Consider the following 23,923-nt stretch of genomic DNA (forward strand, 5'->3'; position numbering starts at 1 on the left):
AACTGAAGGAGACCGCCTATGGGACGGCTCGTGGACGGCGTCTGGAAAGACGAATGGTACGACACCGGGAAATCAGGTGGGAAATTCGAGCGCCAGGACAGCGTGTTCCGCAACTGGGTGACGGCCGACGGCTCGGCGGGTCCTACCGGCGAGGCGGGCTTCAAGGCCGAGGCCGGGCGCTACCACCTCTACGTCTCGCTCGCCTGCCCTTGGGCGCACCGCACGCTGATCTTCCGCCACCTCAAAGGGCTGGAGGACATGATTGATGTGTCGGTCGTCCACTGGCTGATGAAGGAAAACGGATGGACCTTCAAGGACGGCCCCGGCGTGATCCCCGATCCGCTGCACGGGGCGGAATATCTCCATCAGGTCTACACGGCCGCCAAGAGCGACTATACGGGCCGGGTGACCGTGCCAGTGCTATGGGACAAGCAGAAAAACACTATCGTCTCCAATGAGAGCGCGGACATTATCCGTATGTTCAATTCCGCGTTTGACGGTGTGGGCGCTGCGCCGGGCGATTACTATCCCGAGCATCTGCGCGGCGAGATCGATGCTCTCAATGCGCGCATCTACGACACGGTCAATAACGGCGTCTACAAGTCCGGCTTTGCCACATCGCCAAGCGCGTATCAGGAGGCGGTCACCACCCTGTTTGAGAGCCTGGACTGGCTGGAAAGCCTTCTGTCCGATGGCCGCGAATATCTGTGCGGCAATACGCTGACCGAGGCCGACTGGCGGCTATACACCACTTTGGTGCGCTTTGATCCGGTCTATCACGGCCATTTCAAATGCAATCTCAAACGCCTGATCGACTATCCGCATATCGCGGCCTATGCGCGCCGCCTGCACGGCCTGCCGGGCATCTCGGACATCTTCAATCTCGATCACGCCAAGCGCCATTATTACGAGAGCCATGACATGATCAATCCGACCGGCATCGTGCCGCTGGGACCTGATGTGCATGTAGCCGACGGGCGTTCCTAGGTGCGTCTCCAGCACTTTTGCCCCCGCCATGATGGCGGGGGCAGGGGATGATTGCTGCAGCGCAAATAAGCGCCATATAAAACCGCCCGCCTCGATCCCGTCCAGCCACAAAGCAGGCGGACACAGCCCATTTTGTCTTGTGGAATCGCTAGAACTCAGCTTAGCGTTAACCATCGTGCTTTTAAGGGGCGCGATATATAAAAAAGAACAGACGGGAGGAGCCTTATGTCTATTGCAAAAATTGTCTGGGCCGTCAGCATTTTGGCGGCGATTGTTCTGGCCTTTGTGACCTTCGAATATGGCGGTGCCATACTGGCGGTTCTGGGCCTTGCAAGCGGGTTTTTTGTCTCTGCAGACCACAGGCGCGGCGTGCTGATCGCCGCGATTTTCCTTCTGGTCGGTGCCAGTGCGCTCGAAGCGATACCGGTTGTCGGCGAGTATCTGACTGCGATCCTGGGCAGCTATGCCAACGTGCTGGCAGCCGCCTCGGTGATGGTGATTGTCATGGTCACTGTCGAGCGCCTCATGCCGGCCAAATCCGGCGGCTGACCGCTCCATCCGTTCAGACAGCAGGAACCCCGTCCGGATCCCGGTCCGGGCGGGGTATTTCAAATGTCCCTCGCGCCCCTGCCTGATATACGCCCACACCCCCTCCATTGGCAGCGCGGGCGCCGTCACCCCTGATATCACCGGCTTGTGACATGACTTTCCGAAACGGGACGGGCATTCCTCTGAAGATGATGGAAGAAACACCTGTCAAAGCCTTGCAGCGCGATGCCCCCTCCAACCGGCTGAGCGGACTTTTCGCCGGGGGAGGGGTGGCTGCGGGTCTGTCCGGCCTTGCCGGGGCTACTTGTTGCATCCTCCCGATTTTCTTGGCGAATCTCGGAGCCGGCACCGCCCTGTTGCTACATTTGCGGTTCTTCGTACGCAATCAGCTATGGTTTTCGCTGGCGGCATTCGCGCTGGTGTGTGTGGCGGGCTATTTAGCGTTTCGCGGCGGGCGCAGGCCGGGACGGATTGTTACCGTGATTCTGATCCTGTCGGCGGTCCTGACGGCGGCGTCCCTTGTGGTGCCGTTCTTTGAGGCTGATCTGGTGCGCTGGGCTTACGGACGATGAGCAAGGTGGTCCTTCAGTCAGTGCTCACCTGTCCGGAATGTGGCCACAGCTCGACGGACACGATGCCGTCGGATGCCTGCCAGTTTTTCTATGACTGCAAGGGGTGCGGGGCGGTGCTGAGGCCCAGGCCCGGCGATTGTTGCGTCTATTGCTCCTTTGGCGACATCCCCTGTCCTCCTGTGCAGGAAGACGCGGCCTGCTGCCAAGGCAATGGCCCGGCCTGAGGCTTACCGTCCCCCGCGCACCGCTTCCATTGCCTTGACCCGTCCGGCTGCGCTATAGCGCGGCCAGACTTCCTCCCCCTGCCGCGCCGTCAAAGGAGCCCCGCTCATGTCGTCCTATCAATACGTCTATCACATGGACAAGCTGGCCAAGACTTATCCGGGCGGCAAGCAGGTCTTCTCCGGCATTTCGCTGCACTTCCTGCCCGATGCGAAGATCGGTGTAGTCGGCGTCAACGGTGCGGGTAAGTCGACCCTGCTGCGCATCATGGCTGGCATGGACAATGATTTCACCGGCGAGGCCTGGGCCGAAAAGGGCGTGCGGGTCGGCTATCTGCCGCAGGAACCCAAACTCGACGAGGCCAAGACCGTCTGGGAGAACGTGATCGAGGGTTCCGAGGACAAGAAAATCTACGACGAATACAACGCCATCGCCATGCAGCTGGCCGAGGATTACTCCGACGAGCTGATGGAGAAGATGACCGCCCTGCAGGAGCAGGTCGACGCGCGCGATGCGTGGGACATCGACTCCAAGATCGAGATGGCGATGGAGGCCCTGCGCTGCCCGCCCGGCGATGCTTCGGTTGCGAACCTTTCCGGGGGTGAGCGCCGCCGCGTGGCGATCTGCCAGCTTCTCCTGTCCAAGCCGCACATGCTGCTGCTCGACGAACCGACCAACCATCTCGACGCGGAAAGCGTCGCCTGGCTCCAGCATCACCTTGAAAACTATGACGGCGCGGTACTGATCGTCACCCACGACCGCTACTTCCTCGACTCCATCACCACCTGGACGCTGGAGCTCGACCGGGGACAGGGCATTCCCTATAAGGGCGGGTATTCGGACTGGCTGGAGCAGAAGACCAAGCGTCTGGAACAGGAATCGCGCGAGGAAGGCGCCAAGCAGCGCGCGCTCGCCCGCGAACTGGAGTGGATCCGTTCCAGCCCGAAGGCGCGTCAGGCGAAATCCAAGGCGCGTATCAAGTCATACGAAGAGATGCGCGATGCGGCCGACCGCGAGAAAATCTCCACCGCCACCATCCGCATCCCTCCGGGCCCGCGTCTTGGCGGCAATGTGGTCGAGTTCGACAATGTGTCCAAAGGGTTCGGCGACAAGCTCCTGATCAAGGATCTGACGTTCAAACTGCCCCCCGGCGGCGTGGTGGGCGTGATCGGTCCGAACGGCGCCGGCAAGACGACGCTCTTCAAGATGATCGTCGGTGAGGAGCAGCCCGATAACGGCACCGTGAAAATCGGTGAGACGGTGAAGCTGGGCTATGTAAACCAGTCCCGCGATGCGCTGGACGGCAAGAAAACCGTCTGGGAAGAGATCTCCAACGGTCATGACATGATCTCGCTGGGCGGGCATGAAGTGCCGAGCCGGGCCTATGTCGGCGCGTTCAATTTCAAGGGCGGCGACCAGCAGAAGAGGGTCGGCGTGCTGTCGGGCGGTGAGCGCAACCGCGTGCATCTCGCCAAGATGCTCAAAGAAGGCGGCAACCTGCTCCTGCTCGACGAACCGACCAATGATCTCGATGTAGAGACGCTCTCCGCGCTGGAAGCCGCGCTGGAGGATTTCCCCGGCTGCGCCGTGGTCATCTCCCACGACCGCTTCTTCCTGGACCGGATCGCCACCCACATTCTCGCCTTTGAGGGTGACAGCCATGTGGAATGGTTCGAGGGCGCATTCTCCGACTATCTGGAAGACAAGAAGCGCCGCCTCGGCACCGACGCGCTGGTGCCGACCCGCGTCAAGTTCCAGAAGTTCGAGCGTTAGGGTCGACACTCAATCCGGTTCCGGGTTTGAGGCGTAGCGGATGTGTTGCCTGACACGGAGAGACGGCTGCCGTGGAGCATCCCTCAACAAGGGCGGCTCGACGCCGTCAGAGGCCAAATCCGCCGCGTCTCGAGGAGGTGTGGCGAAAATCGCCCGTTGTGGCGTCGCGGTTCCTCGAACGGGCGAAATCCTTCCATCGGGCCTGCCCCTGACAGTGAACCATTTTCGCGCATATCACGCTCCAAATCTCATTGAGTATCGACCCTAGGGTAAAACGGGCGTGTATTCTTTTTGCGGCTGAGGGGCTTTCCGGGGTGCAATCCTGTGCACACCGGCCTGTGCCTCTGAACCCGCGTGAGGGACCTCGTTGGACTGGGCGAGCACAAGCGCGAACATCACAAATTGCGGCCAGCTCAGCTCGCTTTCAGCGCTCTCGAAGAAGCGGCGATGGATAATAACGGTCTCCTTCCAGGCCGGACCGTTGACCCGTTCGTGCAATAATTGGCCGCGCCTGCCTTTACCTGTCTGGATATAGCGTTCGGCGCCCTTGCGGTAACACTTCATATCCAGAGGCAGTCGGTCATTGGCGTTGGCCCATGCTTCCACCTCGTCACGAAAGCCGAGCCATTCGGGTTGACGGATGAGCGCGCGAATTTCGTCGAACGATGCAGGTATATGCGCAGGGCCGGGCGCAGATGGCAGCATCGTGGACGGATTGTTCTGTGCAGCCACGCGATCCCGCGTAGCCGGCAGGTCAAGCGCGTGCCAGCGAAGTGTCAGTCTGCGTCCTGCCGAGCAGAGCGAGAAACCCGCCTCTCCGATGGTCACGGCGCAACGCTCATGCCCGATACCCAGACTGCGTTCGGCAATGACGGCGCTGACCTGACCGACAATGTGCTTCAACGCGGCGCTCAGCCGGCTGTAAGTTCGCCAGAGCACAAGGCCGGCAAGGCTGGCGGGAATGAGCGTCACCAGCGCGAGGGCCGCCCACGATGCCAGCGTGCTGAGATGTAGTGAGCCGCCGGTGAACGGGACAGGGTCAAGAATGACCGGGTCGGGGATATATCCAAGCTCCACGAGCAAGGGCAGCCCGAATTCCAATGCAACACCAGTACCGGCAGGTGCGAGAATGACCGCGAGCAGCGCGCCAAACCGTACGTTTAATGCCTTGAGCTGCGCCTTGACATAGGCCCTGAGCTTTTCGCCGATCAAGAAGGCAGGCAGGTCTTCAGCGTGCACGTGGGCGATATTGCTCGTTAGCCGTTGATACGCTGCGTCAGGCTCAAGCTGCTGAATACCGGTGTCAAAGCGGCTACCGGCCTTAGGCACACCATCTGTCATGCTGTTTCCCCCCGGAGAGCAGAAGCGTATTAACCATGCCGCCGGGGTCAACTTAAAACCGGTTGTACAAGACAGATTCTGCTATCAGGAGGCAGTCCCATACCCGCCGCCGCCGGGCGTTTCGATCTCGATTGAATCGCCGGGTGCAAGCCGGACCGAGAACAGGGCGGGCTGTTCCTCAACCGCGCCGTCCGCGCGGATGATGCGCGCCTGTCCGGGGGCGCCATCCTGCCCGCCCTTAACGCCTGGCGGGGCCATGCGCCGCCGTCCGGAGAGCAGGCTTGCCTCCATGGATTGGAGAAACTGCAACCGCCGCACGGAGCCGTCGCCGCCACGCCATTTTCCATCTCCGCCGGAACCTTCGCGCACGCGGTGCGAGATCACGCGCACCGGATAGCGCAGTTCCATGATTTCAGGGTCGGTGAGGCGCGAATTGGTCATATGGGTGTGGACGGCGTCCGCCCCGTCAAACCCGGAGCCGTCAGCGAGGATTCCGGCACCCGACCCACCGCAGATCGTCTCGTAATACTGGTATGTTTCGTTTCCGAAGGTAAAATTGTTCATCGTCCCCTGCGCAGCCGCCATGCGGCCCGTGGCCGCGAAGAGCGCGTCGACGATGAGCTGGCTGGTCTCCACATTGCCGGCCACCACGGCGCCGGGCGGCTTGGGAGCGATCAGCGAGCCTTCGGGAATGATGATCTCCACCGGCTTCAGACAGCCCTCATTCAACGGTATCTGGTCCTCTACCAGGCAGCGCAGCACATAGAGCACGGCGGCTCGGGCCACCGCGCTGGGCGCATTGAAATTGTTGGACATCTGGGCCGATGTGCCGGTGAAGTCGACGGTCGCCGTGCCTTGATCGGGCCGGGTCGTGATGGCAACGCATATGCGCTCCCCGCCCTCCAGCTCCATCACGGCTGAACCGTTCTCCAGCGCGCCGATGACGCGGCGGACAGCCCGTTCCGCATTGTCCTGCACATGTCCCATATAAGCGCGGACCACCTCACGTCCTTGTTCGGCAATCAGGCGCTTCAGCTCCTCGGCGCCGCGTGCACAGGATGCGAGCTGAGCCTTCAGATCGGCGATATTGCGTTCCGGCGCGCGGGCTGGAAACCGGCCCGAAGCAAGAGCCGAACGGACTGCACCGTCATCAAACTTCGTATCCGAAAGTATCTTCACGCTATCGAAGACAACGCCTTCTTCCTCAATGGTTTTGGAAAAAGGAGGCATGGACCCCGGCGCGATGCCCCCGACATCCGCATGGTGACCGCGCGAGGCTACAAAGAAGAGCCGCTGGCCATCTGCATCGCACACCGGCTGGATCACAGTAATATCCGGCAGATGCGTGCCGCCATTATAAGGCGCATTCAGCGCCACGGCTTCGCCGGCGGCGAGATCAGGGTGGACATCCAGCGCCGCGCGCACGCTCGCCGACATTGAGCCCAGATGGACCGGCATGTGCGGCGCATTGGCGACCAGCCCGCCTTCCGCATCGAAGACCGCGCAGGAAAAATCCAGTCGTTCCTTCATGTTGACGGAGTGGGCCGTGCGCTCCAGCACCACGCCCATCTCCTCGGCAATACCCATGAAACGCCGGTTGAACAGCTCCAGCGTGACCGGGTCGAGGTCTGTAGAGCGGGCCGCGCGCGCCATGCCTCCGGTATGCTCCATCAGCAGCGCACCCGTCCGGCCGGGCCGCGCCGTCCACCCTGGATCGAGCGTTATCGTCTGGCCTGGCTCCATGATCAGCGCTGGTCCGGTGATCACCTGGTCACGGGAAAGCTTCGCGAGTGAATAAATGGGTGCATCATGCCACTCTCCGCCGGAAAAGAGGCGCGTCCGCTCCTCAGCCCTGGCGTCCTCGCCGGCGCCGTGCGGAGTGGCAGGCAGTCTGGCGGCGGATGGCGCCTCGGCTTTTACCGATACCGCTTCGATAATCAGCCCGGCATCGGGCACGGTGAAACCGAACAGGCGAAGATGTGCCCTGTCATGGGCGGCACGCACGGCGCCAAGCTCGCCCATCGGGACGGGCAGGGCGGTATCGGATCCCGTGACGCGGATATGCAGTTCGTGCGCGACGTGAATGTCGTGAGCGCCTTGCGCCTTCAGCGCGCCGCGCGCCTCGTCCTCCAGCGCCGAAAGGCGGTCACGGGCAGCATCGAGCCCATGCGCGTCCAGTGGCGCTTCCAGCCCTGCCTGACGCGTATCCAGCAGGGCAGCCATGCCAATGCCCAGCGCTGAGAGAAGCCCCGCCCTGGGGTGAATGATGACACGCCTGATGCCCAGCGCGGCGGCTACCTGACAGGCATGTTGCCCACCCGCTCCGCCAAAGGCGTTGAGCGCATAATCGCGCGGGTCAATGCCTTGCGAAATCGTGATCTGGCGGATGGCTCCCGCCATGGCCTCGGCGGCAATGGCAAGGAAACCCTCGGCGGCCGCCTCGATACTGTCCACGCCCATGGATGCGGCGAGCGGGCGGATGGCTTCGTGCGCGGCGCCGGCGTCCAGCGGCGCATTGCCGTCCGGTCCGAACACGTCTGGAAACCATGCAGGGTGTACCCGGCCCAGCACGATGTTCGCGTCCGTAACAGTTGCCGGGCCGCCATTGCCGTATGCTGCGGGGCCGGGGCGGGCCCCCGCGCTTTGCGGTCCGACGCGCGCGCGCTCCCCGTCAAAATGCAGGATGGACCCGCCGCCGGCCGCGACAGTGTGGATGGCCAGCATGGGCGCGCGCAAGAGGCGTCCGTCAATACGCACCTGTTCGCGCCGTTCGTAAGCCGCGCCGTCATGGCGCGACACGTCGGTCGAGGTTCCACCCATGTCGAAGCCAATGACGCGGTCCAGCCCCTCGGCCTTTGCGGTCTGCGCCATGCCGACCACACCGCCTGCGGGACCGGAGAGGACCGCATCACGCGCACGGAAATGGCCGGATCGTGCGAGCCCGCCGGATGATTGCATGAAATAGAGCGGGATCCCGCCAAGCCCCTTGTCCACGCGGGCCGCATAATCTTGCAGCACCGGGTCCAGATAGGCGTCGATCACGGTGGTGGACGCGCGCGGTATGAGGCGGACAAGCGGGCTTGTCTCGCTGGAGAGGCTCACATGGGTAAAGCCGGCCTCGCGGGCGAGCTCCGTCACCTGCTTCTCATGTATGTCATTCACATACGAATTAATGAGGGCGATGGCAACCGATTGGAGTCCCGCTGAGCGGGCGTTTTCCAGAATGGCCCGCACCGCATGCCGGTCCAGCGGGGCGATTTCGCGCCCCTCCACATCCAGCCGGCCGGCAATGCCGGCTATGCGGGCAGGCAGGGGCCGGGGCCGGTCGATGCGCAGGGCAAAGATGTCCGGCCTGGTCTGGTCCTGTATGAGCAGGCAGTCCTCAAACCCTTCATTGGTGATGAAGAGGGTGGGCGCGCCGGCCTCCTCCAGCAGGGCATTGGTGGCCACGGTCGTGCCCATTTTCACGCTGCTGACGGCCTCTTGTGTGAGTGGCGTGCCGCTGGCCAGCCCGGTTATGCGGCGCACGCCCTCGCTGGCCGCATCGCGATAGGCCGCGCTCTCGGAAAGCAGCTTCAGCGCATGCAGTTCGCCTTGTGGCGACAAACCCAGAATATCGGTGAAGGTGCCGCCGCGATCTATCCAGATCTCCCACTTTCCGGTGCTATCCGCGCCCATTTGCCCCTTCCGTTCGCCGGTTTTGCGGTGCAGATAAGCGCGCATGAGCGTCTGGCGCAAACTTGCAGAGCTGATTACCGGCCCGGCCGACCCGTTCGCCTGTCCCGAAGGCGACTGCCCGCCGGGCCACCGGGTGGACGATGCCGAGTTCGCCATGGCCTTGATCGGGCTCGGTGCCAAGATGGCCAAGGCCGATGGCGAGGTTACCCATGACGAGGTCGCCGCATTCCGCCAGGTCCTGCGCGCGCCCGCCGGTTTCGAGGCCTCGCTGATGCGTGCCTTCAATCTGGCCAAGCAGACAACGCTGGGCTTTGAGGGCTACGCCCGCCGCCTGGCCCGCCGTTTCCGGGCTCATCCGGCCATCCTCGAAGACGTGCTCGACGGCCTTTTCCATATTGCCAAGGCCGACGGGCGGCTGACGGCGGAGGAAATGGAATACCTCCACTCCGTGTCGGGCATATTCGGCTTCTCCGAAAGCGAGTTTGACCGCATACGCGCCGGTCACGGTGCGCTCGACGGTCAGGACCCTTATCTCGTGCTCGGTGTGGACCGCTCCATCGCGGACGGCGATCTGAAGCGGGCCTACCGGCGCATCGCCTCGCAAAATCACCCCGACCGGCTTATGGCACGTGGCGCGCCTCTTGAGCTGCAGCGCCTTGCCGATGAAAAAATGGCCGTGATCAATGCTGCTTACCAGAAAATCCTGGCCGAGCGGGGACTGAAGCCGGCACTGGCATCGTCCTGATACCGATACAGGCAGCCGGGAACCAACAGCGTGCACATAACATTAATTGTGTGTGAGGCGCGGCCCGGTGCCATTGACGCGCGGGCCTAAACCCCCAACTCTAGTATTGCGACGAAAGGTCAGAAGGCATTTCGTATGTCCGGGAGCAATTGAGATGACACAACAGCCAGCGTTCAATTCCGATGCCGCCATGCAGGCGCTGCGTGCGGTGCTGGCTGCGATCATTGCGGCGGCGTTCATAGGGCTTGTCGTGCTGCTTGCCGCCGTACTGACGGCGGCAGCCTTTGTCGTCGCAGGTCTGGCTGTTTTGGGTGCCGGCGCCTACTGGGTCTACCGCAAGGTGCGTGGCAGGCGTAAGGAAGACACGTCCGTACTGGTCGCCCGCCGCGGCCCCCATGGCTGGACGGTTGACGGTACCAGCACACCGCGCGGCTGAGCAGGAACGGCCTGTAACACCCCTTATCGTTTCGTGACTTGAAGCATGGCCGCCGGGCCGCTACAGCGCGGCCATGAGCCCTCGCCATTTCGCCCTTCTGTTCGCCGTCTGCCTCGTCTGGGGCGTCAACTTCGTTGTGGCGAAATGGTCAGTCTCGGGCACGCCGGACCTGGTGCCGGGATTTGATGGCGTGCCGCCGCTCTTTTTTGCCTTTATCCGCTTTGCGTTGCTTTATGCGATGCTGGCCCCATGGCTCCTTCCGTTGCCGAAAAAACTGGGTCCGGTCATCGGAGCGGGGCTTGGCATGGGCGCGATACAGTTCGCGCTACTGTTTACCGGCCTGCACTACGCCACGCCCTCGGCTATCGCGATCGTGGTGCAACTCTCCGTGCCATTCACGACGATTCTCTCGATCATGTTCCTGAAGGAAAAGGTGGGCTGGGTGCGTGCGGCCGGCATGGGCATGGCCTTCGCGGGGGCCTCTCTGGTGGTTTTCAAGCCAGCCGAGTTCACCTTTACCGCGGGATTGCTGGCCGGCGTCGGCGCGGCGATGGCGGCGGCGGCCGGATCGATCTTCGTCAAACGGGTTGAGCTGACCACCATCCCCTTGCAGGCCTGGATCGGCCTGTTCTCCTGGCCGCCCCTGCTGATTGCCAGCCTGATCTTCGAGCGCGGCCAGATAGAGGCCATGCTGGCCGGTGGCTGGCTCTTGCTGGCCAGCATTTTCTTCACCGTGCTGCTGGTCAACATATTCGGCCACGGTGCCTTCTACTGGCTCCTTCGGCGCTATGACGCCTCGCTGATCGCGCCGATGACGTTGATGGGCCCGCTCATCGGGGTCATCTCCGGCGTGGTCCTTCTCGGAGACCCGGTAAGCTGGCAACTGATCGCCGGCGGTCTTATTGCCATTGCCGGTGTGGCCGTGGTCGCCGCACGCCGTTCCAGCACCTTGCCGCCCGAAACCGTGATACAAAAGCCGCGATGAGCCCGCTCGTCCACCCGTCGCCGAACTTCAATGAGCGCGCCCTGCCGGTGTCCATGCTGGTGCTGCACTATACAGGTATGGAGACAGGCAGGGGCGCGATTGACCGGCTGGCGGACCCGGCTGCCAAGGTCAGTTCCCACTATGTGGTTGAGGAAGATGGCCGCATCATCGCCATGGTGGATGAGGCAAGGCGCGCCTGGCACGCTGGTTTGAGCTACTGGCGCGGCATCACGGATGTGAACTCTGCCTCGATCGGCATCGAGATCGTCAATGGCGGACACGAGTTCGGCCTGCCTGCTTTTCCGGATGCGCAGATTGATGCCGTGATCAGGCTTTCCAGGCAGATCATTGCCCGGCACGGCATAAAGCCGGTGAATGTTACCGGCCACAGCGATATCGCGCCCGGCCGCAAGATCGATCCCGGTGAAAAGTTTCCGTGGGAGCGGCTGGCGCGCGAAGGCGTGGGCCTGTGGCCGGACGGGGCGGAGGCTGCGAAACCGGATGAGGCGCGCGCCGCAACGCTTCTGGCGGCAATCGGCTACGACCCGGCACCGCCTTTCAACATTCTCCTGACCGAGTTCCAGCGCCGGTTCCGGCCCTTGCATATCGATGGCAGGCTGGATGCACAGACGATGGGGCTCATTGCAGCAGTGGCGGCCAAGGTTCCGCCCGCTTGACCTTTACCCGCCAAAGGCCGACTTAGGGCCTGTCAGGCGGCCGGGCAGCCGCTTTCGTCCAGTGCCGAAAGGCGGGCGGGAGAGGAAAGTCCGGGCTCCATGGAGGCAGGGTGCCGGGGAAATCCCGGCGGGCCGGAGTTCAAGCTCCGGTTCAGGGACAGCGCCGCAGAAATCAGACCGCCGGGCCTTCGTGCCCGGCAAGGGTGAAACGGTGGGGTAAGAGCCCACCGCCCCGACCGCAAGGAAGGGGGCACGGCAAGCCCCGCCCGGAGCAAGACCGAATAGGGACGGGCGTCCGCTTCGCGCGGGCAGGTGCGCCTCCGCATTCCGTCCGGGTAGGTCGCTGGAGGTGGCGTGCAAGCGCCATCCAAGAGGAATGGCTGCCGCTTCTTTCCATCGCGGAAAGAATGGCACAGAACCCGGCTTACAGGCCGCCTGACGCTTCATTTTCCTGCCGGATTCTCAAAGCCGCTGGCGGCGTTAACTAATTGTGCTTTGTTTGTTCTATTTTGTTGCGATGCAATATGTTGCGGTTTTACTTGGCCGTGCCTGTAAAAACAGCGCTGGACACTAGCTTCGGCATTGTTTCCCATCATTTCCCATGATATCCCATAATTAACCACATCGGGGAGCGTGCCGCTCTGTGGGAAGCCGGGGGAGCACCGACGGAGATGTTTTTCTCCACCACTACCAACGGGATAGATGCCAAGGGGCGGGTCTCCGTCCCGGCCGATTTCCGTGCCGTGGTGTCGGCAGAGCGCTTCGGCGGCATTTATGTCTGGTGTTCGTTTAACGGACCGTTCCTGGAGGGCGGCGGCGAGGCGCTGATGGCCGAGATGGCCGCCGCGATCGACGCGATGGATCCGTATGACGATGCCCGCACCGCATTTGAGCGCGTAATTTTCGGTGGCGCCCGCCCGCTCTCGTTTGACCAGACAGGCCGTATCTCCCTGCCGCGCGAATTCATCGAGCATGCCGGGCTGGGTGCAAAAGCAACCTTTGTCGGCATGGGGCGCCGCTTCGAGGTCTGGTCGCCCGATGCGCATGCCGAGCGTCATGCCCGCGATCTCACCTTTGCGCGTGACAACAAGGCGGCGCTGCGCCGTCCCCCGGCCCGTCCTCAGGAGGGGTCGTGATGGCGCATGTCCCGGTCCTGCTCGATGAAGTCATGGCCGCCATTCGCCCGCGCGAAGGCGGGCTTTATGTCGACGGCACGCTGGGTGGCGGCGGTTATGCCCGCGCCGTGCTGGCGGTGGAGGGCGCCCGTCTGATCGGCATCGATCGCGATCCCGAGGCGGCAAATGCAGCGACCCGTTTGCGTAAGGCATACCCTGATACCTTCGCCTTCCAGTCCGGTCCCTTCTCGCTGATGGAGCAGATCGTGGAGCTGGCGGGCAGCGACGGTGTCGACGGCGTGATGCTCGATCTGGGTGTCTCGTCCATGCAGATCGATGAGGCCGGGCGCGGCTTTTCTTTCCAGAAGGACGGTCCGCTGGATATGCGCATGGCCCGGTCCGGTCCCAGCGCTGCGGACGCCGTCAACCATCTCGAAGCCGATGAACTGGCAGCAATCTTCAAGGTCTATGGCGAGGAGCGCCATGCCCGCCGTGCCGCGCGCGCCATTGTCGAGGACCGGGCCGGAAAGCCCTTTGAGACCACGCTTGAACTGGCATCCCTCATGGAGCGCGTGATCGGGGGCAAGCCGGGCCGGATTCACCCCGCCACGCGCGTGTTTCAGGGCTTGCGCATCTATGTGAATGACGAGCTGGGCGAGCTGATTCGCGCGCTGGGTGCGGCAGAGCGCATCCTTAAGCCCGCCGGTGTGCTGGCGGTAGTCACCTTCCACTCTCTTGAAGACCGCATCGTGAAGACCTTCCTGCGCGCCCGCGCCGGCATGGCAGGGCAGGGCTCGCGTCATGCGCCCGAGGTAAAAGCCGGTCCTGCGCCCAGCTTCTCGCTGCTGACGCGCAAGGCGATCGAGCCATCGGACGCCGAAATTGCTGCCAATCCGCGCGCGCGCTCGTCCCGGCTGCGTGCCGGTGTCCGCACCACCAACCCTGCCTGGCCGGCCGATGATGACGGCTTGCCCGGAGTACCCCCTTACAGCCGCCTTCTGGAGTGTGTCACATGATGCGCCTCGTCCTTTTCTTCGGCATTCTCGGCAGCGTCATCCTTCTGGGCGCCCTTTATGTTGCCAAGGCAGAAACCGATGCAGCGCAGGCCCGTCTGGCTGGCCTCCAGGCTGAGCTCGCCCAGGAGCGCGCGCGCATCAACACGCTCACCGCCAATATCGCGCATCTGGAGGATCCTGAGCAGTTGAGGGCACTGGCCCGTACGCATCTGGGATTTGAACCGGTACAGTCCGCACAGGAATTGTCGCTGGTGGAGCTGGCGCAGGTCCGGGCCGAAGCTGAACGCATGAACTCTCAGGCTCCGCAGACAGCCCAGGCCAGCTGGCCGTCGGTCACCCCTCCGGTAAGAGGGCGTCAATGAGGCACTGGCTGGCGCGTCTTTTCGGCAAGGTTCAGGTCCGGCGTTCGCGCGCCGGGCTGGAGCCCTTGCGCGGGGATGGGTCGGCCGGTTTCGATGCCAACGCCACCATACGGCTGGAGGACGAGGCCGGGCAGGCTCTGGGCCGCACGCGCCTGCGCCTCGGCTTCATCGGTGTGCTGGTTGGCGCTGGCTTTCTTCTGGCGGCAGGGCGTGCAGTGGAGCTGGCGATTACCGGAGAGTTTGCCGAGGCAGCACCTGTACGGGTGGCGCAGGTGGCAGTGCGCCGTGGCGAGATCGTCGACCGTAACGGCCAGATTCTCGCCAGCAATCTTGATTTCCATTCCGTTTTCGCAGACCCGCGCCAGGTATGGGACGCGGCGGAGACGGCGCAGGCACTGCGCACCGTCCTGCCGCATCTCGATGCCGAGGCGCTGCAACGCGACCTCTCGTCAAACCGCCGCTTTGTCTGGATCGAGCGCGGGCTTGGCCCGCGCGAGCGCCAGGCCATTCACATGTTGGGTCTGCCAGGCATAGGTTTCCGGGTGGAGCCGGGCCGCGTCTATCCGCGCCGCAGGCTCGCTGCCCACCTCGTCGGGTTCACCGATCAGGATCTTGCCGGTCTGGCCGGGGCCGAGCGTGCCTTCAATGACGAGCTTAATGACGGATCCGGCCGCCCGGTGAGCCTGTCCATCCATCTGGGCGCACAGGATGCGCTGGAAACGGTCCTGCGCGAGCGCATGGAGCGCTATTCGGCTCAAGGCGCGATGGCGGTGCTGATGCGCGTCGGAACCGGAGAGATTATCGCGCTGGCATCCCTGCCGGATTTTGATCCCAACCGCGCTGGCAGCGAACCGGCGGAGAACCGTTTCAACCGCACGGTCCAGGGTGTTTACGAGCTCGGCTCGGTGTTCAAGCCGCTAACCCTCGCTGCCGGGATAGAGGCCGGCCTGGTCCGCCTTGACGATACTTTCGATGCGCGCGCCCCGATTGCCATCGGTTCGCACCGTATCCGCGATTTCCGGCCGCAGGCGCGTATCCTCACCGCGCGCGAGGTGATCATTCATTCCTCAAATATCGGCTCCGCCCGTATGGCAGAACATATTGGCGGGGAAGTGCTGACCAGCTTCTTCGGAGAGCTGGGCCTGTGGGAGCGCCCGCCGCTGGAGATCATTGAGGGCCAGGACCCGATGCTGCCTGCGCGCTGGGGCCGGGCAGAAGTAATGACAGCGTCATACGGCCATGGATTCAACGTGTCGCCCGTGGCCCTGGCGGCGGCCTATGCGGCGCTGGCCAATGACGGAATCTACACACCGCCCACGCTGCGTCCTGTCGGCCCGACTGACATCGTGCCGCAGATCCCGGTGATGAGTTCGGCAACTGCCGCGCAGGTGCTGGGCGTCATGCGCGCTGCCGTGGCCGGCGGTCAGGCCGACCGGGAGGGGCTGGCCATTGCTGGCAAGACCGGCACGGCTCAGCGTATCGTCAATGGCCGCTACCAGGTCGGCAATGTGCTCACCAGCTTTGTCGGCATCTTCCCCTTCGATGATCCGCAATATGTGCTGGTGGTCAGCCTCGATCAGCCGCGCCCCATCCGCGAGACGCATGGTTTCAACACTGCCGGCTGGAATGCCGCACCGACAGGTGGCGACATCATCGAGCGCGTGGCGCCTGTGCTGGGCGTAGGTCTGCGTGAAGCCGATCCCGGCGCGCGGGTGCAGACCGTGGCGCGCATGTTCGTCCCGCGTACGCCTGTCCGGCCCGGTCCGGAAGAACCCGTGGAACTGGCGGCAAGCGGGAGCGAGCAATGAGCGCGGCATGCAGGCTTGGCGATATTTTACCCGCTGGCGTGGCCGCGCCGGACGTTGCGCGTGAGCTCACCGTTACCGGGCTGGCGCTGGACAGCCGGGCGGTGAAGCCCGGCTTTGTGTTCGCCGCCCTGCCGGGCGTAACCACGCATGGCAAGGCGTTCATCAAGGCAGCCATGGAGGCGGGCGCCGCAGCCATTCTTGCCGAGCGTGGGACAACAGCGTCCGTGCCCGTGCTCGAGGCCGATGACCCGCGCCTTGCGCTGGCACAGATGGCCGCCCGCTTTTCTCCGGCCCAGCCGGCTTGTATTGCTGCGATTACCGGCACGAACGGCAAAAGCTCCACGGTGGAGTTCTTGCGCCAGATCTGGCAGGCCGCCGGCCATGAAGCCGCCGCGCTCGGCACGCTGGGCGTGACGCGCAGCTCCGGCCGGACCGATGTGGGCTACACTACCCCTGACGCCATTGCCCTGCATGCGGCGCTGGACGCCCTGACCGGCGAGGGCGTCACCCATTTGGCGATGGAGGCTTCCAGCCACGGGCTGAAGCAGCGGCGCATGGACGGTGCAAAAATCGCGCTGGCGGGCTTTTCCAACCTTACCCAGGACCATCTCGATTATCACCCGGATTTCGAGGACTATTTCGCCTCCAAGATGCGCCTCTTTGACGAGCTGCTGCCCGAAGGTGCGCCAGCCGTCATCACCGTCGACAGTGAATGGGGCGAAGCCGTCGTGCGCCGTGCGGAGGCGCGCCGGCAGCAGATTTTCACCATCGGCTGGAACGGACGCGACATCCAGCTGAAGGAAATCACCCCCCATGCGGCCTGCCAGCACGTGCGCTTTGTCCACGCGGGCAAGGAGCGGTCCCTGACCCTGCCTCTGATGGGTGAGTTCCAGGCCAGTAATGCGTTTCAGGCAGCGGGTATGGCGATTTCCAGCGGCGTGGAGGCCGATACGGTGTTCGCCGCGCTGGAGACGCTCAAAGGTGTGGCCGGCCGGCTGGAGCTTGTCGGCGAGACGTCTCAAGGCTCACCGGTACTGATCGACTATGCGCACACGCCCGACGGTCTCGACAAGCTGCTACGCGCTGCCCGTCCGCACACGGCAGGCCGGGTGATCGTGGTGTTCGGCGCGGGCGGCGACCGCGATCCGACCAAGCGCGAAAAGATGGGGGCCATTGCGGCGAAGCTCGCCGACCGGGTTATTGTCACCGACGATAATCCGCGCTCGGAGGATCCCGCTCTCATCCGCGCTGCCATCCTCAAGGGGGCTCCCGGAGCCGAGGAGATCGGTGACCGTGAGCGGGCGATTTTCACGGCCATTGATGCACTTGAAGCTGGCGACACCTTGCTGATCGCGGGCAAGGGCCATGAGACCGGCCAGACCATCAAGGGCGTGGTCCATCCGTTTGATGATGGCGAGGTGGCGCGCCGCGCCCTTGCTGCAAGGGCAGGCAAAGCCGGGGAGCGGGGGCGATGAGCGGGCCTTTATGGACAGCGGCAGAAGCCGCCGCGGCAACCGGAGGCCGCCTGGTTGGCGGGGATGGCTGGCAGGCATCGGGCGTCTCCATCGACACACGCACGATGGAGAGAGGTGATCTTTTTGTTGCTCTTGCAGACCAGCGCGACGGACATGATTTCGTGCCGTCCGCCGAAACGGCAGGGGCCGCCGCCTCCATCGTTTCTCGTGAGGATGCCGGTACGGGCCCACGTCTCGTCGTGCCGGACGTGCTTGAAGCGTTGCAGCGCCTGGGCGTCGCGGCGCGTGAGCGCAGCCCGGCTGTGCGCGTTGGTGTGACCGGCTCGGTCGGCAAGACGTCGGTGAAGGAGGCCATCGCGGCCGTGTTCCGCGCCTCCGGCCCGGCGCACTGGAGCGTGAAGTCGTACAATAATCACTGGGGCGTGCCGCTGACCCTGTCGCGCATGCCGCAGGATACCGCGCGCGGTGTATTCGAGATGGGCATGAACCATGCCGGGGAGATCGCGGCGCTGACCACGCAGGTCCAGCCGCATATTGCCCTGATTACCCGCATCGCGCCCGCGCATCTGGAAAATCTGGGTTCCATGGAAGCCATAGCCGATGCCAAGGCGGAGATATTCGCCGGGCTGGCCGGCGATGGCGTTGCCATCATCCCGGCCGATTGCGAGTTCGCATCCCGGCTGGCCGGGCGGGTGAATGAGAGCAGTGCTGCTTTCCTCTTCGAGTTTGGCAGGGCTCGCCACTCCGCTGTGCGAATCCTCTCCTGGGAGCAGGCAGCGACATCCGGGCGCGGGCGTTTCGATGTGCTGGGCCGCACGGTAGACATTTCCATTCCCGCACCAGGCGAACACCAGGCCCACAATGCCGCTGCCGTGATGGCCGCGTGCGTGGCTGCTGGCATTGACAGCGCTCAGATTGCCGATGTGCTGGCCGGTCTCGAAGCGCAGGCCGGGCGCGGCGCGAGCTTCCTCGTGGAACTTGATGGCGGCAGTGCTTGCATCATTGATGACAGCTATAACGCCAATCCGGTTTCCATGGCGTCCGCGATAGCCACGCTGGCGCGGCACACGCCCGATGGCAGGGGGCGCCGCATCGCCGTGCTGGGCGAGATGCTGGAGATTGGCGAGAGCGCGCCGGCGCGTCACCGTGAGCTTGCGGCCACGCTGGTTGATGCCGGTGTGAGCCATGTGATCGGTGCCGGCGCCATGATGGACCATCTGATCCAGGCCCTTCCCTCATCGGTCAGGGGCGAGATGGCGGCCTCGCCGGCAGACGCCACCGCGCGCTTGTGCGGCGTGCTGCGCCCCGGCGATGTTGTGCTGATCAAAGGTTCGAACGGCTCGGGCGTTCATAAAGTAGTCGCAAGTTTGCGAAACGGTGCCGTAAACGCGGTCATCAAGGGCTGATTTTCATGCTTTATTTTCTGCTTTCCCAACTCGCGTCCGACATCGTTCTGTTCAATGTCGTGAACTATCTGACCTTCCGCACCGGAGCAGGCCTGATCACGGCCTTCGTCGTGGCCATCATTATCGGCAAGCCCTTCATTGGCTGGCTCAGGACCAAGGGCTCGCAGCCCATCCGGGACGATGGCCCGGAAAACCATGTGCTCACCAAGGCGGGCACCCCCACCATGGGCGGTTTCATCATCCTCATCGGCATTCTGGCGGGCACGCTCCTGTGGGCCGACCTGTCAAACCCCTATATCTGGGTCGTGATGCTGGTGACAGCCGGTTTCGGCGCCATCGGCTTTCTCGATGACTGGCGCAAGGTGACCAAGCGCTCGTCGGCGGGGATTTCCGGCAAGATGAAACTCGCCCTGCAATCCATTGTCGCGCTCGTCGCGGTGTTCTGGATGACGGAGCTTCTCTCTTCCGCACCGAACGTGCCGGACGGGTTTGCCACCTCCATAGCCGTGCCCTTCTTCAAGGATGTGCTGATACCTCTCAGCTATGGCTTTTTCCTGTTCGGACTGATCGTGATCGTGGGCGCGTCCAATGCGGTGAATATAACCGACGGGCTTGATGGCCTCGCCATCGTGCCGGTGATGATTGCAGCCGGCTCGTTCGGCTTCATTGCCTATTTCGTCGGCTCGGCGGTCTACTCCAACTATCTCTTCCTGAATTTCACGCCCGGAACCGGCGAACTGGCTGTGATATGCGGGACCATCATCGGAGCCGGGCTCGGGTTTCTCTGGTATAATGCTCCGCCAGCGATGGTGTTCATGGGCGATACCGGTTCGCTTTCGCTTGGCGGTGCGCTCGGCACCATCGCCGTGGCCGTGAAGCACGAGATCGTACTGGCGATCATTGGCGGGCTGTTCGTGCTCGAAGCACTGTCGGTGATGATCCAGGTCGCCAGCTTCAAGCTGACGGGCAAGCGGGTATTCCGCATGGCGCCCATCCACCACCATTTCGAGAAAATGGGCTGGGCGGAGCCAACCATTGTCATCCGCTTCTGGATCATAGCGGTTGTGCTTGCGCTTATCGGTCTGTCCACACTCAAGCTGAGGTAGCTGTCCACTCATGATCCCGGTAACCGCCTACAAGGGACGCCGCGTGGCGGTATTCGGCCTTGGCCGCACCGGGATCAACGCTGCGCGCGCGCTTCTTGCCGGCGGAGCGCAGGTCTCCGCCTGGGATGACAACGCGGCGGCACGCGAGGCGGCGATTGCGGCCGGACTGGCGCTTGATGATCTCAACCGGCGTGACTGGGGCGACATGGCAGCCCTCATACTGTCACCGGGCATTCCGCTTACCCATCCGGCTCCGCATCGCATGGTGTCTCTGGCGCGGGCGGTTGGCGCGCCGGTCATCGGGGATGTGGAGCTCTTCGCCCAGGCTATTGCCGATACGCCCGGTGTCACGGTGATCGGCATTACCGGGACGAACGGCAAGTCGACCACAACGGCGCTTATAGGCCACATACTGAAATCCGCCGGCCGCGATGTGCGCGTGGGCGGCAATATCGGCGACGCCGTGCTCGGACTGGAGCCGCCGCGCCCCGGCGCGATCTACGTGCTGGAGCTGTCTTCCTATCAGCTCGATCTGATCGAGAGCCTGCGCTGCCGGGTAGCGGTGTTCCTGAACCTGACGCCGGACCATATCGACCGCCATGGCGACATGGAGGGTTACCGCGCTGCCAAGGAGCGCATTTTTGCCCATCAGCGCGAAGGCGATACGGCAATCGTCGGGGTTGATGATGAACCCAGCCGCAGCGTGTGTACGCGCCTGAGGGCAAGGGCCGGACTCAATGTTGTGCCGGTGTCCAGCCAGCGCCTGGTCTCGTTCGGCGTCTACGCGCTTGCCGGCAAGCTGTACGATGACACGTCAAAGGACGGTGCCCGCACGGTGATGGAACTGCATCGTGCACAGGCGCTTCCCGGCGTGCACAACGCACAGAACGCGGCGGCGGCCTATGCAGCGGTGCGCGCGCTTGGTGTGAGCATTACCGATGCCGTAGCCGGAATTGCCAGCTTTCCCGGCCTTCCCCACCGTCAGGAACGTGTGGGCGAGGCTGGCTCCCTGCTCTTCATCAACGATTCCAAGGCCACCAATGCTGAAGCCGCCGCCCAGGCGCTGGCCTGCTATCATGATATTTTCTGGATTGCGGGCGGGCAGGCGAAGTCTGGCGGGATTGAAAGCCTGCAGCCCTTCTTCCGGCGTATCCGCAAGGCCTATCTGATCGGTCAGGATGCGGACCTGCTCCGCAAACAGCTTGGCAGCGCGGTGCCTTGCGACATGTCCGGCACGCTTGAGCGTGCCTTGCAGAACGCCGCCATGGATGCGGCAGATAGCGGCTATCGCCGTCCGGTCGTCCTTCTGTCGCCAGCGTGCGCCTCGTTCGACCAGTTCAAGAGCTATGAGCATCGCGGCGACACATTCCGCGCCCTGGTAAAGGATCTGCTGGAGCGCGCTGCCAAGGGAGACGCAGCATGAACGCAGCAAGCCGCAGCGGACTGGCGCGCGTCTGGCTGGGGCTGGACCGGACCTTGCTGTTTACCGTGGCGGGACTGATGATCGTGGGCGTCACGCTGTCGATGGCGGCCAGCCCCAGCGCGGCCGAGCGCATCAGCCCGGGTGATCCCTTCTACTATCTCTACCGGCACATCTTCTTCGCCGTGCTGTCGGTGATCCTGATGCTGGGAATAGCCGCGCTCAGCCCGCGCGGTGCGCGCCGCCTTGCCGGCCTCGCGCTGGTGGGCAGTTTTCTGGCACTTATCGCCGTCGCCGTGATGGGTCACGAGGTGAACGGGGCGACGCGCTGGTTGCGCTTTGGCAGTTTCTCACTGCAGCCGTCCGAGTTTTTCAAGCCGGCCTTCATCGTGATAACCGCCTGGTTGTTCTCCGAGGAAAGCAAGGGTGCGCCGGTACCGGGCAGGCTGGTCGCGGCAGGCATTTATGTGCTGGCGATCTGCTTCCTCATCAGTCAGCCTGATTTCGGTCAGTCCATCCTGCTGACCGGTATATTTGCCGCCATGCTCTGGGCTGCGGGCCTGTCCTTTCTCCACACGGCGCTTCTGGGCAGCGTGGCGCTGGGCGGGGCGGCCGGCGCGTATTTCTTCCTTGGCCATGTGCGTGACCGGGTGGCGGCATTCCTCGCCCCGTCATCCTCCAGCGGTCCGACGCAGACCGAAATGGCCGTGGACGCGATTACACGCGGCGGATTTACCGGCGTCGGGCCGGGCGAGGGCGAGATCAAGCGCTATCTGCCCGAGGCCCATACCGATTTCGTATTTTCTGTCGCGGCAGAGGAATTTGGGCTGGTCGCCTCGCTGGCCATTATCGGTCTTTTTGCCATTCTCTTTGCGCGCGCCTGGTCGCGCTCCATGCGCCTGTCGGATAATTTCGCCCAGCTCGCCGTGGCAGGCCTTGCCCTGATGTTTGGCGGTCAGGCGCTCATCAACATACTGGTCAATCTGGAACTGGCGCCCGCCAAGGGCATGACCCTGCCCTTCGTCTCCTATGGGGGGTCATCCATGCTATCTCTGGCATTTGCTGCCGGCCTATTGCTGGCGCTGACCAAGCGGACGCCGGGCGCTTACCTGCCCGAGCGCAGCAGCATGCGGCTGGTGCCGGCATGAGCGGCCCCCGTCTTCTCATCGCGGCGGGCGGCACGGGCGGGCACATCTTCCCCGCACGCGCCGTGGCGGAAACCCTGCAGGCGGCAGGCTGGCGAATACGCCTCGTCACGGACCAGCGCGGCATGCGTCACGCTGCGAACTTTCCCGGTGAGGGTGTGGATCAGATCGAGGCAGCGACACCGTTTGTAAAAAACCCCGCCCGCGCGGCGGGCAATACGGTAAAGCTCGCGCGCGGCTTTGCCAGCACCGGGCGGATCGTCACGAAATTCCAGCCAGACCTGGTCGCCGGCTTCGGCGGCTATCCCGCCTTTCCGGCTCTCGCACACGCCCAGCTCAAGCGCATACCCTTTGTCATTCATGAGCAGAACTCCGTGCTTGGCCGTGTAAACCGCGTCTTTGCCAACAAGGCCTTTGCCGTCGCCTCCGGATTTGACCGGCTGGACCGCCTGCCCGGCAAGGCCCGCCATGTCGTCACCGGCAACCCGGTGCGCGGCGCGATCCTCGCTGGCGGACGCACACCCTACGCCGCGCCCGACGCCGATGGACCGATCCGCCTGTTGGTGATCGGTGGATCGTTGGGTGCGCGCATCCTCTCTGTGGGCGTGCCCGAAGCCATAGCCGGTCTGCCTGATGGCTTGCGCGCGCGCCTTGACGTTACCCAGCAGACCCGCGCCGAGCAGATCGAGGCCTCGCGCCGCATCTATGCCGGCGCGGGGGTAAAGGCGCATTGCGAACCCTTCTTCGAGGATATGGGCCCGCTATACGCCGCAGCGCATCTGGTGATTTCGCGTTCTGGCGCGTCGAGCGTATCGGAGATCGCGGCGCTGGGGCGGCCGTCCCTGCTTGTCCCGCTGGAGATCGCCGCAGACGACCATCAGCGGGCCAACGCGCTGGGGCTGGGGCACGCCGGTGGTGCACAGATCATCACCGAGGACGAGATCGCTGCAGGCGCGCTGCGGGCGCGGCTTGAAACCCTGCTGGCCGATGGCGAAGCTCTCGCTTCCATGGCCGAAGCAGCCCTTCAGGCGGGCAAGCCGGACGCGCACCTGCGTCTGGCATCGCTCCTGCAGGAGGCGGCGGACGCACGCACCTGACATTTGTT

At 63.8% G+C, this 23,923-nt stretch carries 21 protein-coding genes and 1 other RNA gene; 20 read left to right on the plus strand and 2 right to left on the minus strand.

Features of this window, described 5'->3' with window-relative positions:
* Positions 1 to 18 precede the first annotated feature (18 nt).
* The 5 genes from IEV75_RS07080 (at position 19) to ettA (ending at position 4,103) form a co-directional block, all read left to right on the plus strand.
* On the plus strand, positions 19 to 987 hold the full coding sequence (locus IEV75_RS07080; RefSeq protein WP_188451861.1) for a glutathione S-transferase family protein: 969 nt from the start codon (positions 19 to 21) through the stop codon (positions 985 to 987).
* A 225-nt stretch (positions 988 to 1,212) separates the two neighbouring features.
* Entirely contained in the window at positions 1,213 to 1,536 is a 324-nt protein-coding gene (locus IEV75_RS07085; RefSeq protein WP_188451862.1) for a hypothetical protein, read from the plus strand.
* Positions 1,537 to 1,688: 152 nt separating this feature from the next.
* Positions 1,689 to 2,108 (plus strand): hypothetical protein, encoded by a 420-nt coding sequence (locus IEV75_RS07090; protein ID WP_188451863.1) that lies wholly within the window; start codon positions 1,689 to 1,691, stop codon positions 2,106 to 2,108.
* Positions 2,105 to 2,332 carry a GDCCVxC domain-containing (seleno)protein gene (locus IEV75_RS14005; RefSeq protein WP_308418870.1) on the plus strand — a complete coding sequence of 76 codons (228 nt, stop codon included), beginning with the start codon at positions 2,105 to 2,107 and terminating at the stop codon, positions 2,330 to 2,332. Before IEV75_RS07090 ends, IEV75_RS14005 begins: the two co-directional genes overlap by 4 nt.
* A 106-nt stretch (positions 2,333 to 2,438) precedes the next feature.
* A complete protein-coding gene (gene ettA / locus IEV75_RS07095) occupies positions 2,439 to 4,103 on the plus strand; it encodes an energy-dependent translational throttle protein EttA (protein WP_188451864.1) in 1,665 nt (554 codons plus the stop codon).
* A gap of 264 nt (positions 4,104 to 4,367) precedes the next feature.
* On the opposite strand, the gene IEV75_RS07100 is transcribed toward ettA, so the two are convergent.
* Entirely contained in the window at positions 4,368 to 5,444 is a 1,077-nt protein-coding gene (locus IEV75_RS07100; RefSeq protein WP_188451865.1) for a hypothetical protein, read from the minus strand.
* A gap of 84 nt (positions 5,445 to 5,528) precedes the next feature.
* Positions 5,529 to 9,122: a hydantoinase B/oxoprolinase family protein gene (locus IEV75_RS07105; RefSeq protein ID WP_188451866.1), complete on the minus strand. Its 3,594-nt coding sequence runs from the start codon at positions 9,120 to 9,122 to the stop codon at positions 5,529 to 5,531.
* Between the two features lie 43 nt (positions 9,123 to 9,165).
* Here IEV75_RS07105 and IEV75_RS07110 point away from each other — a divergent pair, with 43 nt between their 5' ends.
* The 15 genes from IEV75_RS07110 to murG all read left to right on the plus strand — a co-directional run bounded on the left by IEV75_RS07110 (position 9,166) and on the right by murG (position 23,915).
* Positions 9,166 to 9,867, plus strand: a complete 702-nt coding sequence (locus IEV75_RS07110) for a J domain-containing protein (protein ID WP_188451867.1) — start codon at positions 9,166 to 9,168, stop codon at positions 9,865 to 9,867.
* Positions 9,868 to 10,021: 154 nt separating this feature from the next.
* Positions 10,022 to 10,303, plus strand: coding sequence for a hypothetical protein (locus tag IEV75_RS07115; RefSeq protein ID WP_188451868.1), 282 nt, complete (start codon positions 10,022 to 10,024; stop codon positions 10,301 to 10,303).
* Positions 10,304 to 10,376: 73 nt separating this feature from the next.
* Positions 10,377 to 11,288: a DMT family transporter gene (locus tag IEV75_RS07120; protein ID WP_188451869.1), complete on the plus strand. Its 912-nt coding sequence runs from the start codon at positions 10,377 to 10,379 to the stop codon at positions 11,286 to 11,288.
* Positions 11,285 to 11,965 carry an N-acetylmuramoyl-L-alanine amidase gene (locus tag IEV75_RS07125; RefSeq protein WP_188451870.1) on the plus strand — a complete coding sequence of 227 codons (681 nt, stop codon included), beginning with the start codon at positions 11,285 to 11,287 and terminating at the stop codon, positions 11,963 to 11,965. Before IEV75_RS07120 ends, IEV75_RS07125 begins: the two co-directional genes overlap by 4 nt.
* Positions 11,966 to 11,997: 32 nt before the next feature.
* Positions 11,998 to 12,408: RNase P RNA component class A (gene rnpB / locus IEV75_RS07130), an RNA gene on the plus strand.
* 228 nt (positions 12,409 to 12,636) lie between these two features.
* Positions 12,637 to 13,101, plus strand: coding sequence for a division/cell wall cluster transcriptional repressor MraZ (locus IEV75_RS07135; protein WP_188451871.1), 465 nt, complete (start codon positions 12,637 to 12,639; stop codon positions 13,099 to 13,101).
* Positions 13,101 to 14,096: a 16S rRNA (cytosine(1402)-N(4))-methyltransferase RsmH gene (gene rsmH, locus IEV75_RS07140; RefSeq protein ID WP_188451872.1), complete on the plus strand. Its 996-nt coding sequence runs from the start codon at positions 13,101 to 13,103 to the stop codon at positions 14,094 to 14,096. The genes IEV75_RS07135 and rsmH overlap by 1 nt, the downstream gene beginning before the upstream one ends.
* Positions 14,093 to 14,458 (plus strand): cell division protein FtsL, encoded by a 366-nt coding sequence (gene ftsL, locus IEV75_RS07145; protein WP_188451873.1) that lies wholly within the window; start codon positions 14,093 to 14,095, stop codon positions 14,456 to 14,458. The genes rsmH and ftsL overlap by 4 nt, the downstream gene beginning before the upstream one ends.
* Positions 14,455 to 16,266: a peptidoglycan D,D-transpeptidase FtsI family protein gene (locus IEV75_RS07150; RefSeq protein ID WP_188451874.1), complete on the plus strand. Its 1,812-nt coding sequence runs from the start codon at positions 14,455 to 14,457 to the stop codon at positions 16,264 to 16,266. The genes ftsL and IEV75_RS07150 overlap by 4 nt, the downstream gene beginning before the upstream one ends.
* On the plus strand, positions 16,263 to 17,741 hold the full coding sequence (locus IEV75_RS07155; protein ID WP_188451875.1) for a UDP-N-acetylmuramoyl-L-alanyl-D-glutamate--2,6-diaminopimelate ligase: 1,479 nt from the start codon (positions 16,263 to 16,265) through the stop codon (positions 17,739 to 17,741). The genes IEV75_RS07150 and IEV75_RS07155 overlap by 4 nt, the downstream gene beginning before the upstream one ends.
* Complete coding sequence (locus IEV75_RS07160) at positions 17,738 to 19,147, plus strand: UDP-N-acetylmuramoyl-tripeptide--D-alanyl-D-alanine ligase (protein WP_188451876.1); 1,410 nt, start codon at positions 17,738 to 17,740, stop codon at positions 19,145 to 19,147. Before IEV75_RS07155 ends, IEV75_RS07160 begins: the two co-directional genes overlap by 4 nt.
* Positions 19,148 to 19,152: 5 nt before the next feature.
* Positions 19,153 to 20,253 (plus strand): phospho-N-acetylmuramoyl-pentapeptide-transferase, encoded by a 1,101-nt coding sequence (mraY, locus tag IEV75_RS07165; RefSeq protein WP_188451877.1) that lies wholly within the window; start codon positions 19,153 to 19,155, stop codon positions 20,251 to 20,253.
* Positions 20,254 to 20,263: 10 nt separating this feature from the next.
* The gene (murD, locus tag IEV75_RS07170; RefSeq protein WP_188451878.1) at positions 20,264 to 21,676 is read left to right on the plus strand and encodes a UDP-N-acetylmuramoyl-L-alanine--D-glutamate ligase; all 1,413 of its coding nucleotides are present in this window, start codon (positions 20,264 to 20,266) and stop codon (positions 21,674 to 21,676) included.
* Entirely contained in the window at positions 21,673 to 22,821 is a 1,149-nt protein-coding gene (locus tag IEV75_RS07175) for an FtsW/RodA/SpoVE family cell cycle protein (RefSeq protein WP_188451879.1), read from the plus strand. The genes murD and IEV75_RS07175 overlap by 4 nt, the downstream gene beginning before the upstream one ends.
* On the plus strand, positions 22,818 to 23,915 hold the full coding sequence (murG, locus tag IEV75_RS07180) for an undecaprenyldiphospho-muramoylpentapeptide beta-N-acetylglucosaminyltransferase (RefSeq protein WP_188451880.1): 1,098 nt from the start codon (positions 22,818 to 22,820) through the stop codon (positions 23,913 to 23,915). Before IEV75_RS07175 ends, murG begins: the two co-directional genes overlap by 4 nt.
* The last annotated feature ends 8 nt before the right edge of the window (positions 23,916 to 23,923 follow it).

This window comes from Glycocaulis albus, from assembly GCF_014639075.1.
Lineage (GTDB): Bacteria > Pseudomonadota > Alphaproteobacteria > Caulobacterales > Maricaulaceae > Glycocaulis > Glycocaulis albus.